Origin of the sequence: Methylobacterium frigidaeris, from assembly GCF_022179185.1 — a bacterium.
Classification (GTDB): Bacteria; Pseudomonadota; Alphaproteobacteria; order Rhizobiales; family Beijerinckiaceae; genus Methylobacterium; species Methylobacterium frigidaeris.
This window is the reverse complement of record NZ_BPQJ01000081.1, coordinates 1-15,379: the sequence shown is the minus strand read 5'-3', so window position 1 is coordinate 15,379 and position 15,379 is coordinate 1. Positions and strand designations below refer to the sequence as shown.

Annotated in this window: 13 protein-coding genes and 1 pseudogene; 8 read left to right on the top strand and 6 right to left on the bottom strand. The window is 69.4% G+C overall.

Annotated elements, in window-relative coordinates; translation table 11 throughout:
• Positions 1–274 (bottom strand): annotated as a pseudogene (locus MFF64_RS35270) (Crp/Fnr family transcriptional regulator); the annotation flags it as partial.
• Between the two features lie 370 nt (positions 275–644).
• Between MFF64_RS35270 and MFF64_RS35265 the strand changes: the two are divergent.
• Positions 645–902, top strand: a complete 258-nt coding sequence (locus MFF64_RS35265) for a DUF6894 family protein (RefSeq protein ID WP_238193708.1) — start codon at positions 645–647, stop codon at positions 900–902.
• A 37-nt stretch (positions 903–939) separates the two neighbouring features.
• Here the strand turns inward: MFF64_RS35265 and MFF64_RS35260 are convergent, their stop codons facing one another.
• Complete coding sequence (locus MFF64_RS35260; RefSeq protein ID WP_099900970.1) at positions 940–1,938, bottom strand: HWE histidine kinase domain-containing protein; 999 nt, start codon at positions 1,936–1,938, stop codon at positions 940–942.
• Positions 1,939–2,142: 204 nt separating this feature from the next.
• Positions 2,143–2,586 carry a DMT family transporter gene (locus tag MFF64_RS35255; protein WP_238193707.1) on the bottom strand — a complete coding sequence of 148 codons (444 nt, stop codon included), beginning with the start codon at positions 2,584–2,586 and terminating at the stop codon, positions 2,143–2,145.
• A 172-nt stretch (positions 2,587–2,758) separates the two neighbouring features.
• Between MFF64_RS35255 and MFF64_RS35250 the strand changes: the two genes are divergently transcribed.
• From MFF64_RS35250 to MFF64_RS35220, 7 genes are all read left to right on the top strand, one after another.
• Entirely contained in the window at positions 2,759–2,998 is a 240-nt protein-coding gene (locus MFF64_RS35250) for a hypothetical protein (RefSeq protein WP_238193706.1), read from the top strand.
• A gap of 15 nt (positions 2,999–3,013) precedes the next feature.
• Complete coding sequence (locus MFF64_RS35245; RefSeq protein ID WP_238193705.1) at positions 3,014–3,898, top strand: type 1 glutamine amidotransferase; 885 nt, start codon at positions 3,014–3,016, stop codon at positions 3,896–3,898.
• Between the two features lie 109 nt (positions 3,899–4,007).
• Entirely contained in the window at positions 4,008–4,712 is a 705-nt protein-coding gene (gene gntA, locus MFF64_RS35240; RefSeq protein ID WP_238193704.1) for a guanitoxin biosynthesis heme-dependent pre-guanitoxin N-hydroxylase GntA, read from the top strand.
• Complete coding sequence (locus MFF64_RS35235) at positions 4,702–5,310, top strand: DUF1989 domain-containing protein (protein WP_238193703.1); 609 nt, start codon at positions 4,702–4,704, stop codon at positions 5,308–5,310. Before gntA ends, MFF64_RS35235 begins: the two co-directional genes overlap by 11 nt.
• Positions 5,311–5,674: 364 nt before the next feature.
• Positions 5,675–7,051 carry a deoxyribodipyrimidine photo-lyase gene (locus MFF64_RS35230; RefSeq protein ID WP_099901906.1) on the top strand — a complete coding sequence of 459 codons (1,377 nt, stop codon included), beginning with the start codon at positions 5,675–5,677 and terminating at the stop codon, positions 7,049–7,051.
• Between the two features lie 117 nt (positions 7,052–7,168).
• Complete coding sequence (locus tag MFF64_RS35225) at positions 7,169–9,580, top strand: PAS domain-containing hybrid sensor histidine kinase/response regulator family protein (protein ID WP_238193702.1); 2,412 nt, start codon at positions 7,169–7,171, stop codon at positions 9,578–9,580.
• Positions 9,581–9,688: 108 nt separating this feature from the next.
• A complete protein-coding gene (locus MFF64_RS35220; protein WP_238193701.1) occupies positions 9,689–13,624 on the top strand; it encodes an ATP-binding protein in 3,936 nt (1,311 codons plus the stop codon).
• Positions 13,625–13,856: 232 nt separating this feature from the next.
• Here the strand turns inward: MFF64_RS35220 and MFF64_RS35215 are convergent, their stop codons facing one another.
• From MFF64_RS35215 to MFF64_RS35205, 3 genes are all read right to left on the bottom strand, one after another.
• Positions 13,857–14,102, bottom strand: a complete 246-nt coding sequence (locus tag MFF64_RS35215; RefSeq protein WP_238193700.1) for a hypothetical protein — start codon at positions 14,100–14,102, stop codon at positions 13,857–13,859.
• A gap of 187 nt (positions 14,103–14,289) precedes the next feature.
• Positions 14,290–14,661, bottom strand: coding sequence for a hypothetical protein (locus tag MFF64_RS35210; RefSeq protein ID WP_238193699.1), 372 nt, complete (start codon positions 14,659–14,661; stop codon positions 14,290–14,292).
• An 87-nt stretch (positions 14,662–14,748) separates the two neighbouring features.
• Positions 14,749–14,916: a hypothetical protein gene (locus MFF64_RS35205; protein WP_238193698.1), complete on the bottom strand. Its 168-nt coding sequence runs from the start codon at positions 14,914–14,916 to the stop codon at positions 14,749–14,751.
• Positions 14,917–15,379: the final 463 nt, after the last annotated feature.

Sequence of the window (15,379 nt, the reverse complement as noted above, 5' to 3'; positions counted from 1 at the left end):
GGCTTTGCAGGTCGGGAATGTCACCCGGGATGTGGAACGAGAAGATCTGGCGATTCCCCCCGCTGAGAACCTGATAGCGGCAGGCCCAGCCCTCCAGCAGCAAGCAGCACTGAGACGGGCGGTCCTTCTCCCGAACGATATCCTGATGTGAGCCGAGGGAGCGGGCGCTGACGGGCAATCGCATGATGGCCTGCCGCTCCTCATCGGAGAGGTGCGCGATGCTCTCCAGCTTGCGAATCAGCATGTGGGTGGAGTGGTTTGGCATGGGCGCCATGGCGGCTCCCCCTTTGGCTTGCAGGTGGGAGCGCGTGTCTCCCAGCCATCAGCACCTGTCATGGAGCGGCCGATGATAATTTGAAATAGGTCACAAATTAAACCCATCCAGCAACATGGGGTGATATCTATCATTTGGTGCGATACCCCACATTCGCACCCATCAAGATTTTATTCCCGTATGAGCGTTGAAATTGCTCATATTTCGCCGAATTTCATGCCTTGAGCCACCGGTGAACGCGGTCTGCAAGGGGTCCAAAGCAGCCGTTAGCACGGTCAAGCTGATTGGGTTTTGACTCTAGCCCTTCCGACTTTCACATAGGTGGGTGCGACCCTTTCCAGACAGAGAATAAGCCGCTCCCGAGAGGAACATGGATGGGAAAGGCATCGTGCCGCGGTACTACTTCAATGTGTTCGACGGGCATAGCCAGCGCGACGACCTGGGCACGGAACTCCCGGGATCCGAGCAGGCAAGGCGAGAAGTCGTTCGGCTTGCCGGCCAAGTCATCTCCGACAACGCTCAGAGGATCGTTCTCGGTGCCGGTTGGCATCTTGAGGTTAGGGACGAGCTCGGCGCACTGGTGACACGCCTCGATTTAGTCGTCGAAGCGCAAGCGAAGGCGGCATAGGCTTGACCGGACCGGATTTCGTCGGTGAAGCGCCCTATCATGCAAGCGACAACCGCACGGAGACCCGAATCCCGTCCGGTGCGAACGCGACGTCGACTTCCGCGCCCGTCTGGGCGGCAAGGACCTTGTTGAGGAGGCGATGCCCGAAACCTTCCCGCGTCGGGTAGCCGACCGGGGGACCGTCGTGCTCGGCCCAGTCCCAGCGCAGGGCGCGTCCGGCATGCCCGTCCTCGACCCACCAAGTCACTTGAAGCCGCCCGTTCGGATCGGCCAAGGAACCGTGCCTGATGGCGTTCGTGGTCAACTCGTGCAGAGCCATGCCGACCGGCACGGCGAGCTCGGACGGCAACACGACCTTAGGTCCGTCCAGGATCAGGCGCCCCCGTTCGTCGTAGGGAGCGAGCTCTGCCCGCAGCAGCCCCTCAAACGAGGCGGCCTGGGCGAGATCCTCGGTGATCAGAGCATGTGTTCGCGCCAGTGAGCCGATCCGGCCCGTGAACGCCTGGGTGAACTCGTTGACCGTCAGCGAGGATCGAGCGGTGGCATTGACCACGGCCTGAACGGTGGCCAGCGTGTTCTTCACCCGGTGGTGCAGCTCGCGCACCATCAGTGCTTGGCGGTCCTCGCCGTGGCGCCGCTCGGTGACGTCCCTCTGGACCGAAACCCAGTGCGATATGCGACCGTCACCGTCACGAACCGGCGTGATCAGCCACTCGACGACGTAGGCGGAACCGTCCCTGCGATAGTTCACCGCCTCACCCTGGAACTCCTCGCCGGCGACCAGCGCGGCCCGCATGCGGTCGAGGACGGCGCGCTCGGTCCCGGGCCCCTGCAGGACGCGAGGCGTCAGGCCGAGGACTTCCTCGGCTTCGTACCCAGTCATGCGCGTGAAGGCGGGGTTCACGTACTCGATGCATGGTCCCGGTTCGTCGAGGTCCGCCGAGGTAATGACGATGGCCTCGCCCGAGGCTTCGACGACGGCCTGCAGAAGCCGCGGGTCCGGTTTCCTCGTCCTCGCGATGTCCTGGCCTCCCAACGCCCCCTCCCGAACCGGCCTCGACCTAAAAGGCTGCCGGATAAACTTTGACATGCCCCCGAGGTTGCCGCCCTGCGTCGCCGGGGCATCCAACAATCCGGTCGACCGGCGAACATGAGCGCCGACTGGGCTAGAGACGTTGGCGAATGGACCTGGCGGCACCGCGATGCCGGGCCTGTCCTGCATCGCGGTGCCGCCATGGCTTCAAAAGATAGCGACCAAGGCCACTCCTGCCACCATCAGGATGCCGCCCAGGACACGCCAGATGCTGGCGTGGTGCACCTCGAAGCCGACCAAGCCGTAGTGGTCGAGGGCGATGGAGGCGAGGACGCCCACCGTCACCAAGGTGCCCAGGAACGGGGCCGCGCCGAGCCTTGGGGCGATGAAGAGCTGGGATAGCGTCATCACGGCGCCGAGCACCCCGCCGCACCAGGCCCACCACGGAACCTGTGCCGCCTGCTCGTGGCTCGGCATGCTCAGTCGACCAGTGACCAGCCCTGCGACCAACAGGACGTTCCCGCTGACGACGACAACGACGAGACCGGCGAAGAACGGCTGCGTGGAGGACTTCGCCAAGGTCGAGTTCGGGCCGGGCTGGATCGCGTTCGCGAGCCCGGCAAGCATGGCGAAGCCGTACAGATACCACATGCGGGAGCCCTGGAATGGAGAGGGCATCCCTACTTGGGTCACCCCGGCGGGTACGTCGTCCGGATCAGGATGCCGCAGGCGCTCGTGCAAACACTTCCACATGCCAGCGGTTGTTGCCGGCGTTCTTCGGGCCGGAGGCGGCTGAGGGACAATCGAAAGCGGAGGCGTCACGATGATCGTGCACGATCAGGGTTGCCCTTACATGCGGCGGCTGCACGAGATGCTCACCGACGGACCCTTGTCGGTTACCCTGGCCTTGGCGAACGCATTGTTGGACCAGCTGATTGCCTTAGAAATGGAAGCCAAGGCTGCGGCGGCCCCGGCCAATACCCTCGGCGCTATCTCGAACGCCCGCTTCACCGCAGGGGTCGCCACCCTGCGCCCTTGGTTCCCGATGCCGCGCGGACACTGAAGGGGAGCCAACCTCGTGAATTCAGCACAACCGCCGTTCCGCTTCCTGGTGGCGGAAAGCGAGACCCCGGAGGCGCGCAAGGCGAGACGCGACAGCGTAGGCCGTTCCTCGGGTGAGACCTACCTGGACATCCTGCGCAGGCTCGCGCCAGGCGCCACCTGCGACAGCATCCAGCCGGCCGACGCCGATGCGGCGCTGCCGCCCGGAACCGGCCTGACCGGGTACGACGCGGTGTTCCTCACCGGCTCGCCGCTGCATCTCTACGAGGAGACGCCCGAGACGCGGCGCACGGTCGACTTCATGCGGGCGGTGTTCGCCGCCGGCACCCCGGCCTTCGGCTCCTGCGCCGGGCTGCAGGTCGCGACGGTTGCCGCCGGCGGCAGCGTGCGCCCGAACGCGCGCAGCCCGGAGGCCGGGTTCGCACGGCAGATCACGCCGACCGAGGCGGGACGTACGCATCCGCTCCTGGCAGGCCGCCCCGCTTCCTACGACGCGCCGGCCATCCACACCGACGAGGTGGAGGCGTTGCCGCCCGGGGCGAAGCTGCTGGCCGGCAACCGGGTCACGGCCGTGCAAGCCGCCGAGATCCGCTTCGAGGGCGGCGTGTTCTGGGGTGTGCAGTACCATCCCGAGATCGGCCTCGACGAGGTGGCCGGGGCCCTGCGCCGGCAGTCCAGTACCTTGGTGGAAGCCGGCCTCGCCCGAGGCGATGAGGACGCCGAGGCATTCGCCAAGCAGATCGACGCCCTGCACCGCGAGCCCGGGCGGCGGGACCTTGCTTGGCGGCTCGGCCTGGACGAGCAGGTCACGGACGAGCGGCTGAGGCTTGCGGAGATGCGTAACTTCATCGAGGCGCTTTCCCGGCTCGGAAGGGAAGGGCTCCTGGCTGTGGGTAAGTGACCCTGCACGGACACGGCTCGGAACGAGGCCGAGCCGACGTCGTTGCCTGGAGCCGCGGCGTTTCGTGCGGATTCCGTGTGCACCTTCGTGACTTGCGTGCCGAGTTCCTATGCAACTACCCCGAGACGATACCAACCACCCGAGGGCCGAGGCTTTCCGCGCCTTCATCCGCGACGCCGGATTTCCCTGCGTCGGCGCCAAATCGGCGCTGTCCAAGGGCCAGATGCGGGTCCTGGTCGCCCGCGACATCACTTCCGCCTGGGACGACATGCGCATCTACCCGGCGCTGATGGCCTTTGCCGCGCGTTACCGGCGGCGACCCGACCTCTTCCAGAGCTTCGCCGTCATCTTCGAGGGTCCGGGCAACCTCGACGAGGAGGGCTTTGAACGGCACCTCTGGGATCGGGTGCAGTCGCTCGCCGACAAGGACGCTTGGCTCGGCCATCCCTGGGACGAACGCGTGGCGCGGGAGCCGGACAACCCGCACTTTTCGCTGAGCTTTGCCGGCGAGGCGTTCTTCGTCGTCGGCTTGCACCCGAACGCCAGCCGGCCGGCGCGTCGGTTCTCCTCGCCTGTTCTGGTGTTCAACCTGCATGCGCAGTTCGAGCAACTCCGAGAGGCGGGCCGTTACGAGAAGCTGCGCTCTTCCATCCTGCAACGGGACGAGGCGCTCGCCGGCTCGGTCAACCCGATGCTGGCACGGCACGGCGAGACCTCGGAGGCGCGTCAGTACAGCGGCCGGGTCGTCGGCGAGGAGTGGCACTGCCCCTTCCGCCCGCGCAGCACGAATGCGGGAGGCGCCGATGTGCGCTGACGCCGCCACCCACGAGATCGCGCCGCGCTCGGGCGTGGCCTTCACCCTCGACAAGGGCGACCGCCTCACCGTCATCGACCCGCGCGGCGAGCAGGTGGCGGATCTCCTGGCCTTCAACCGCCACGACCTCGACGAGGTGATCTCGTCCGGGCGCACCCTCGACTACGCGAGCCGGATCTACCTGACGACCGGCGACCCGCTCTACTCGAACCGCTCGAACGTGCTCCTGCGCATCGTCGAGGACACGGTGGGCCGGCACGACTTCCTGCTCACGCCGTGCTCGGCCGACACCTTCCGCATCATCTATGGGGACGAAAATCCGCACCGGGGCTGCTTCGGCAACCTCGCCCACGCCCTTGCCCCGTACGGCGTCGCTCCCGACCGGATCCCGGTGGCGTTTAACTGCTTCATGAACGTGCCCGTCGACGGCGCCACGGGCGCCCTCACGGTCGAGCCGCCGCTCAGCCGGGCCGGCGACCGCATCACCTTCGAGGCCGAGGCCGACCTCGTCATCGGCCTCACCGCCTGCTCGGCGCTCCAGTCGAACAACGGCAGCTTCAAGCCGATCCACTACCGGATCGGGCGACGCAACCGTTAGCGGCGCCGGTCCCGCGTCCGGCCTTGCCTTCGAGGTGCCACGGGCGATCATTGTTCGACGAGATGCCCGCTCAGCGTCGCATGCCCGGAGTTCCACGATGAAGGCCGGCAACCGCAACCGAGTCGTGATGACGGACGTCGACGGAGTGCCATGGGGGGTGGCGCTCGGGAACGACACGGTACCCGAGCACGAGGGCGGTTGCTACGGACTGCGGGACTGGCTCGGCATCCGGGACGACGCCGTGACAGTCGCGGACGGCCTGTGCCGCCCGAGGTCCCCTTAACCCGACTGGGCGTTGATGCAGCCCGCTGCCCGCGGCCTCGCCGACGCTGCTCGTCACCGCGCTTACGGAACCTTGCCGCGCATGATCCAGCCGACCCGCATCAAGCCCCTCAACGACATGCCCGTGCGAGAGCGAGCCGCTTACGTCCTGTACTGGATGGGACTGTCCCAGCGCGTCCGCTTCAACCCGGCACTGGAATTTGCCGTTGAGGAAGCCAATAGGCTCGGGCTGCCGGTGCTGGTCTGCTACGGGCTTGCCGAGGGCATCCCGGAAGCGAACGCCCGCCACTGGACATTCTTGCTGGAGGGAATGTCCGAGGTGGGACCAGAGCTGGCCAAGCGCGGCATCGCCTTTGTCGCTCGACGGCAGCCGCCGGTCGAGACGGCCTTGCTCTACGCGGCGGACGCCGCCTTGGTCGTCTGCGACCGCAACTACCAGAAGCCGGTGCGCCGCTTCTACGCCGACTTCGCGGAGCGGGCGCCTTGCCACGTGGTGCAGGTCGAAGGCGAGGTCGTCGTGCCGGTCGAGACCGCCTCGCCCAAGCACGAGGTCGCCGCCCGCACCCTGCGGCCCAAGATCCGCCGGCTCATGCCCGAGTACCTCGTGCCACTCGAAGTGCGGCCGGTCGTGCATCGAGGCGACCGCCTCCGCTTCGAGAGCACGCTCGACCTCACGGACGTTCCGAAGCTGGTGGCCGGCCTGAAGGCTGACCAGAGCGTGCGTCCGGTGCGGCGCTTCAAAGGCGGCACGGCGCAGGCCGAGGCGACGTTGGGCCACTACCTGGACGCTCGCTTCAACCACTACGCCCAGGTGCGCGGCCGGCCTGAAGCCGGAGCGGCCTCTCACATGAGCCCCTACCTGCACTACGGCCAGATCTCGCCGGTCGCCATCGCGCTCAAGGTGCAGGCCGCCGCGACCGGCGGCGAGGACGACAAGACGGCGTACCTTGAGGAGCTCGTCGTCCGGCGCGAGCTCGCGATGAACCACATCTTCTACGAGCCCAACTACGACAGCTACGAGGCCGTCCCCGCCTGGGCGCGCAAGACGCTCGATGCGCACCGAGGCGATGAGCGCCCCTACCTCTACACGGCCGAGCAGTTCGAGCAGGGTTTGACGCACGACCGTTACTGGAACGCGGCGATGATGGAGATGCGCGAGACCGGGTACATGCACAACCACATGCGCATGTACTGGGGCAAGAAGATCCTGGAGTGGTCGGCCTCGCCCGAGGAGGCGTTCGAAACGGCGCTGCGGCTCAACAACAAGTTCTTCATCGACGGACGCGACGCGAACTCCTTCACGAACGTGACGTGGCTCTTCGGCCTGCACGACCGGCCTTGGGGTCCTCGCCCGGTCTACGGCAACGTGCGCTCGCTGGGAGCGGCGACCCTCAAGAAGTTCGACGCCGACGGCTACGTGCGCGAGGTCGAGCGCCTTGCCGCCGCCGAGCGTTCCTGACGAGGCTCCTGGGGATCCGTTCTGGCCGGCCGGCACCGGTTTCGGTGACAGGCTTGTGCCGGACGCGTTGTTTCAAGCACATAAGCGATTCCGATCCCGCACGGACCCGCCCGCCGGATGCAAGGCCCGCTCGCGACCTTCCCGAACACCTTTCCCGGCGACGGCGAGATGGCCGTCCGGATGCGGGAGCATGACTGGGACGCGAGCGCACTCGGTCCTGTCGCCGCGTGGCCGGCGGAGCTCGCCGTCACGGTTCGTACGATGCTCCGGGCCGCCACCCCGATGGCGGTGTACTGGGGACCGGATCTCCTCCTCCTCTACAATGACGCGTGGGGGACGCTCGTCGGCGGCAAGCATCCCGGTGCCCTGGGCCAACCGGCGCGGAACGTGTTTCCCGAGGCTTGGCACGACCTCAGGCCGATGTTCGCCCGGGTGCTCGACGGCGGCGAAGCCGTGGAGGTGCAGGACCAGCGGCTCGTCCTCGACCGGAGCGGCACGACTGAGGACACCTGGTTCAGCTACGGCCTCAACCCCATCCTCGACGCCGATGGCCGGGTCGCCGGCATCCTCAACGTCGCGCAGGAGACGACGGAGCACGTGCGAGCCGCCTCCGGCTTGGTCGAGAGCGAGGAGCGGTTCCGCAGCTTCGCGGAGAACTCGGCCCACGTGCTGTGGATCGCGAACCCGGACGGAGGCCGGCTTGAGTACCTGAGCCCGGCCTACGAGCGTGTCTGGGGCGACCGGCGCGAGCTGGTGATGGACGACCTCGGTCGCTGGGCCTCGCTCGTCCACCCGGACGACCGGGAGCGTTCCTTCGCGGCCATGCCGCGCCTGCTCTCCGGCGAGACCCACACCGTCGAGTACCGCATCGTGCGGCCGGACGACGGGGCCGTGCGCCACATCCGCGACACCGGCTTTCCGATCCGCGACGCGCAAGGCCGCCTGCGGCGCCTCGGCGGCATCGCGCAGGACGTCACCACGGAGCATGCCCGGGAGGAGGCGCTGGAGCGGCGCATCACGGAGAGCACGGCCGAGCACGACCGGGTCTGGCGCAACTCGCGCGACCTGCTGGTGGTGGTCGGCGTCGACGGCATCTTCCGTGCGGTGAACCCGGCCTGGAAGGCCATCCTGGGCCACGACCCGGCGGAGGTGGTGGGGCGAAGCTTCCAGGAGTTCATCTGGCCCGAGGACGGCGTCGTCACGCGCACGGCCCTGTCCTACGCCGCGGCGGCCGACGACCTCACGGCCTTCGAGAACCGCTACGCGCATCGGGACGGCACGCCGCGCTGGATCTCCTGGCACACGGCGGCCGAGGGCGACATCATCTACGCCTACGGGCGCGACGTCACCGCCGAGAAGGCGCGCGCGGCAGCGCTGGCCGAGGCGGAAGAGGCGCTGCGGCAATCCCAGAAGATGGAAGCCATCGGGCAGTTGACGGGCGGCGTGGCGCACGATTTCAACAGCCTGCTGACCATCATCCGCTCCTCGGTCGACTTCCTGCGCCGGCCGGACCTTCCCGAGGCGCGCAAGGCCCGCTACCTCGACGCCGTCTCCGACACCGTCGCCCGGGCCGCGAAGCTCACCGGACAATTGCTCTCCTTCGCGCGCCGGCAGGCGCTCCGGCCGGAAACCTTCGACGTCATCGAGCGCCTGCGGGGCGTGGTCGAGATGCTGGATTCGGTCACCGGCGCCCGTATCCGCATCGTCGCCGAGATGCCCGAGGCGGCCTGCTTCGTCCACGCGGACGTGAGCCAGTTCGAGACGGCGCTCGTGAACATGGCGGTGAACGCCCGCGACGCCATGGACGGCGAGGGCACGCTGACCCTGCAGCTCGCCTGCGGGCTCGACAAGCCGGCCATCCGCGGCCACGCGGAGGCCCGGGGCCCTTTCGCCGCCATCTCGCTTTCCGACACCGGCTGCGGCATACCGACGGAGGCGCTCGCGCGCATCTTCGAGCCGTTCTTCACCACCAAGGAGGTCGGCAAGGGCACGGGTCTGGGACTGAGCCAGGTGTTCGGGTTCGCCAAGCAGTCGGGCGGCGACGTCGACGTCGCCAGCACACCCGGGCGCGGCACCACGTTCACCCTCTACCTGCCGGAGGTCGTGCCCGGCGTGGGCGAGGAGCCCGGCCCCGCCGAGGTTGAGACGGCCACGGGCGGTGCGGGCCAGCGGGTGCTGGTGGTGGAGGACAACGTCGAGGTGGGCCGCTTCGCCACCCGCATCCTGGAGGATCTCGGCTACCGGACGACCTGGGCCGCCAACGCCGCGGAGGCGCTGGAGCGGCTCGGGGAGGATTGCGGCGGGTTCGACGCGGTGTTCTCGGACGTGGTGATGCCGGGCATGAACGGGGTTGACCTCGCGCGCGAGGTCCAGCGGAGGCGCCCAGACCTGCCGGTGGTCCTTGCCTCCGGCTACAGCCACGTGCTCGCCCGGGAAGGCAGCCACGGCTTCGAGCTCCTGCACAAGCCATACTCGACGGAGCAGCTCTCCCGCGTCCTGCAGCGGGCCATGGCGCAGGTGCCGCGATGAGCGGCTTCCGGATGGACGCGCGCTTTGACGCCTTGCATCGCGGCCGGCGCCGGGCATGACGTGCGTAACGTTCCCATTCCCTCCGCACCTGCCCCTGCGATCCAGCCAGTGACCACCCACGCGACCCTCCCGACGCCTGCCGCCGTGAACGCCGAGAGCAGCCGCGCGGAACTCCTGGACGAGATCGCGCGGCTGCGCGGCATCGTCTCCCGCCACGGCCTCGGCGAGGCCGGGGAGCCGGAGGCGGACATCGGCTTCATGGCCGGCGGCGGCGAGATGGGCGCGCTCATGCGCTCCATGGACTGGTCCGCGACCGCCTTCGGCCCCGTTTCCGGCTGGTCCCAGGCCCTGCGCTCAGCGGTCAGCATCTGCCTGACCACCCGCTTCCCCGTCGTGCTCTACTACGGGCCGGAGCGCGCCCTGATCTACAACGACGCCTGGCGGCCGGTGGTCGGCGACAAGCACCCGTGGTCGTTCGGACGGGCCGGCACCGAGGTCTGGGCCGAGATCTGGGACATCATCGGCCCGATGTTCGACACGGTGTTCGAGACGGGCGAGGCGACGTGGTCGGACGACCAGCTCCTGCCGCTCAACCGCTTCGGCTACGTCGAGGAATGCTACTTTTACTACTCGTACAGCCCGATCCGCGGCGAGCTGGGTCGGGTCGAGGGGATCTTCACGGCAGTGGCCGAGACCACCCAGCGGGTGCTCGCCGACCGGCGCACGCGGCTCCTGCGCGACCTCGCGGCCCGGTCCATCGAGGCGAAGTCGACCGCGGAGGCCTACGCCATCGCCGCCGAGGTGCTGGCCGGCGACCCCCACGACGTGCCCTTCGCCCTGCTCTACACCCTGGACGCGGACGGCACCGGCCTGACGCTGGCGGGCCAGGCCACCATGCCGGGGGCCGCAGACCGCGTCGCCCTCGCCGGCGACGCGGCGGACGACCCGTGGGGCCTGCGCCGGGTCGCGGAGACCGGGACGCCCGTCCTGCTCGAAGGGCTCGACACCCAGATGCCTGGCCTGCCGGGGGGGCCCTGGCCCGAGTCGGTCACCCAGGCCCGGGTCGTACCGGTCACCGCCGGCAAGGGCGGGCGCACGAGCGGGATCGCCGTCCTCGGGGTGAGCCCGCGCCTGCGCTTCGACGAGCGCTACCAAGCGTTCTGCGAGCAGGTCGCCTCCAATCTCAGCGCGGCCGTGACGAACGCGCTCACCTACCAGGAGGAGCGCGCCCGCGCCGAGCGCCTGGCCGAGCTCGACCGCGCCAAGACCCTGTTCTTCTCCAACGTCAGCCACGAGTTCCGCACGCCGCTGACGCTGATGCTCAGCCCGCTGGAGGAGATCCTCGCCAAGCCCGAGGGGCAGGTTCCGCCGGACGACCGAGCGCTCGCCACGGTCGCGCACCGCAACGGGCTGCGGCTGCTGCGTCTCGTCAACGGCCTGCTGGACTTCTCCCGCGTCGAGGCAGGCCGCACCCGTGCCGCGTTCCGGCCGACCGACCTGCCGCGCCTCACCGCCGAGCTTGCCGGCAACTTCCGTTCGCTGTGCGAGCAGGCCGGGCTCGACCTGGTGGTCGACTGCCCGCCGCTGGACGACCTGGTGCCGCTCGACCCTGACATGTGGGAGAAGGTGGTGCTCAACCTCCTCTCCAACGCCTTCAAGTTCACCTTTGAGGGCCGCATCACGGTGACGGTCCGCCGGGAGGACGATTGCGCCGTCCTCACCGTGGCCGATACGGGAACCGGGATTCCGGCCGAGGAGCTGCCGCGCCTGTTCGAGCGCTTCCACCGCGTCGAGGGCGCGCGCGGACGCACCTTCGAGGGCAGCGGCATCGGCTTGGCGCTGGTTCAGGAGCTGGTCAGGCTCCACCACGGCTCGATCCGCGTCGAGAGCGAGCCGGGCCGCGGCAGCGCCTTCCACGTCTCGCTCCCGTTCCGGCAGGCCGACGCGCCGTCGCCGCCCGTCGAAGGTCCGTCGCAGGTTTCGACCGCGGTGCGCGCCGAGGCGTTCGTCGCCGAGGCCCGCCGCTGGATGTCGGGCGAGACGGAGGCGGGTGCGGCCCTCGACATCGCCGCGACGCGCGACGAGGCGTCGTCGGTCCCGGCGGTCGGGCGCATCCTGCTCGCCGAGGACAACGCCGACATGCGCGACCACGTCCGCCGGCTCCTAGCCGAGCGCGGCTACACGGTCGAGACCGCCCCCGACGGCGAGGCCGCGCTGGCCGCGGCCCGGGCGCGGCGGCCCGACCTGCTGCTGACCGACGTGATGATGCCCGGTCTCGACGCTTTCGGCCTGCTGGCCGCCGTCCGGGGCGACGAGGGGCTGCGCGAGCTGCCCGTCATCATGCTCTCGGCCAGGGCCGGCGACGAGGCCAAGGTGGAGGGACTCGGCGCGGGCGCGGACGACTACCTGACGAAGCCCTTCTCAGCCCGCGAACTCCTCGCCCGGGTCGGCACGAACCTCCAGCTGGCGCGGGTCCGGCGCGAGGCCGCCGAGGCGCTCCGGCGCGCCAACGAGGGGCTGGAGGCCGAGGTCGCCAGGCGAACCTCGGAGCGCAACCGGCTCTGGGAGACCACGAACGACCTGATGGGCACCGCCGGCCTCGACGGCTTCCTGAAGGTCGTGAACCCGGCCTGGACGGCGGTGCTCGGCTGGGACGAGGCGGAGTTGCTGGGGAGACCCTTCGTCGACTTCGTCGACCCGGGCGACCACGCAGCGACCTCCGACGTCGTCGCCCGGCTCGCCCGCGGGGAGAGCGTCTCGGGCTTCGCCGACCGCGTCCTGACCAAGTCCGGAGCCGGCCGCACGGTGATGTGGACGGCGGTGCCGGACCCCGGGACCGCGCTGTTCCACATCGTCGGCCGCGACCTCACCGACCAGCACCGCGCCGAGGAGCAGCTCCGGCAGTCGCAGAAGATGGAGGCGGTCGGCCAGCTCACCGGCGGCCTGGCGCACGATTTCAACAACCTGCTGACCGGCATCTCGGGCGCGTTGGAGCTTCTGGAGAGCCGGATCGGCCAGGGGCGCTACACCGACGTGCCCCGCTACGTCGCGGCGGCGCAGGGGGCGTCGAAGCGGGCGGCCGCCCTGACCCACCGGCTGCTCGCCTTCTCGCGCCGGCAAACGCTCGACCCGAAGCCGACCGACGCCAATCGGCTGATCGCCGGGATGGAGGAGCTCGTCCGCCGGACCATCGGCCCCGCCATCCACCTGGAGGTCGTCGCCGCCGGCGGCCTGTGGGCGACCCTCGTCGACCCGCCGCAGCTTGAGAACGCGTTGCTGAACCTGTGCATCAACGCCCGCGACGCGATGCCGGACGGGGGCCGCATCACGGTCGAGACCGCCAACAAGTGGCTCGACGAGCGCGCCGCGCGCGAGCGCGACCTGGAGCCGGGGCAGTACGTCTCGATCTGCGTCACGGATACCGGCACCGGCATGCCGCCGGACGTCGTCGGGAAGGTGTTCGACCCGTTCTTCACGACGAAGCCCATCGGGCAGGGCACGGGCTTGGGTCTGTCCATGATCCACGGCTTCGTGCGCCAGTCCGGCGGGCAGGTCCGGGTCTACTCGGAGATGGGGCAGGGCACGACCATGTGCCTGTACCTGCCGCGCCATTACGGCGAGGCGGAGGGCGCCGACAGCATGCCGGACCTCGCCTCGGCCCCGCGCGCCGAGCAAGGCGAGACGGTGCTCATCGTCGACGACGAGCCGACGGTGCGCCTGCTCGTGACCGAGGTCCTGGAGGACCTCGGCTACACCGCCATCGAGGCAGCGGATGCGGCCGCCGGATTGAAGGTGCTTCAATCGGACGTGCGCATCGACCTGCTCGTCACCGACGTCGGCCTGCCGGGCGGCATGAACGGGCGGCAGGTGGCCGACGCCGCGCGCGTGACCCGGCCCGACCTGAAGGTGCTGTTCATCACCGGCTACGCGGAGAACGCCGTGCTCGGCAACGGGTACCTGGAGCCAGGCATGCAGGTGCTGACCAAGCCCTTCGTGATGGAGGCGCTAGCCTCGCGCATCAAGGACATGGTCGGGCGAAGGTAGCCATGTGCGGGCTCCATCGTCAGGCTGGCCCGACGCTGATGTTCCCCCGCCTCCCGTCCTCGGGTGGTGGCGTGCACCGCCATGCCGATGAACCGGCCACGTTCGTCTCCGCCCCGTAAGGTCGAGTCGCTTCCGCCGGAGCCGCTGCTGGCTGCTGCCGGCTCGCGCTCCTGAACCGCGCTGGGGCTGGTGCGATCCACCAGGCATGCGGCGGCGCCCACGCTGTTCGCCCTCATGCCAACCGCCCGGCAGGGGCGCTACGGCTGCACGACCCCGTCAGCCCGGCCGACCCGGTCCGGTGCAGGTAGGCCCGGTCGAAGTTTGCCGTCGCCTCCAGGGCCGCCACGTCCCGGATGACGATGCCACGGCCCCAACCCTGGATCAGCGCGCGTTCCCGCAGCGGGCGCGGCTGGCACGCCGTCGAGGAGGTCGGGTTCACCGAGCAGGACGGCTGCCCTTCGACACGCCTCGTCGGCATGGGCTGCATTAGGGTGCCTCTGGTCGACGCGCTCGCTTTGCAGCCAACGCCGGAGCGCGGCGACCTCGGCCCGGCGCTCGGGCGTCGCTGGGTCGCACATAATCTCCGAGCACATGTCGTAGATCGTTTCGAGGCGTCGCTGCGTCCGCAGGAAGTCCGCGATGTTCAGCCCTCACACGTCGGCCTCCTATCGCTCGGAGGCCGCGTAGCGGTCGGCGCCGAGGGGGATCTCAGCGTAGAGCGCCCGGAACCGCTCGATGTGGGCGTAGCCGAACGCGCCCTCCAGCAGGCAGTGCCAGTCGACGTCCTGGGTCGAGTGGTCGGCCTTCGCGTCCGCCAAGTAGAGGCAGGCCAGGCGCAGGTGCCCCTCGTCGATAGGCTCGAAGCTGTTGCCGGGGATGGGGACGCTGGCATTGCTCATGTTGATGTACCAGGGGTCCGAGCAGTCGCCCTGCTCCTCGGAGTAGGCGGCCGCCGCGATGGCCTCGGCGAGGTGCTTCTTGTCCTCGTCGGTCAGGGCCGCGAAGACGGCGGCGGCGATCTTGGAATGGCTGGGCATCGTGAGCTCCGTTCGGTCGCGTCACGCGCAACCTCGGGCCCCCGACTTGCCGGGACCTTAACTGGCCACAGGCGGTGGAACGCTCGGTTAACCGGACCTAGATCGCTTCAGCGCGGCCAGAGCCTCCTCGATGAGCTCGGCGACCCGCTGACCCGCGACCCATGCCCACTTCGCCCGCGTGGCGACGATCCGGTGCGGCGGCGTTCCCAGCGACGATACGACGAGCCCGCCTTCGGCGTGCAAGCGGACCATCACGACGAGGTCCTCCTCGTGGCCGGCCGCCGGGCGGGGCCATTCCTTTGAAGAGGCGCAGGACCGTGGCGGGATCGTAGGCGTCGTCGGGCATGCCGAGATTCTCGCGCCGGTCGGGCCCCGGGGGCAAGCCCGGGCGGCCCCGCGCGCGTGACCTGGAATGAGATACGGCGCCGGTGCGACCATGGGCTCGGGACACCTTAAGGGCTGGCCGCTCGCCGCTCGCCTCGTGTAGCCGACCACCTCGCCGGAGGACCTCCAGGCGGGGTCGAAACACGTTTGCGGTTTCGGTTCCGGTCGCCTCGTGCGGGCGCCGCCTGGAGGATGTTTCGAGGGCTCACGCAGAGAGGGAAATGGTGGTTGGCCCGGCAGGACTCGAACCTGGTAACTCAAGGGAACCAATTCGTCCGCCGGCCTAGGACGAGCGATTCGGTCCTCGCCGGGCTCCGTGCCGGCCTCAGGCCGG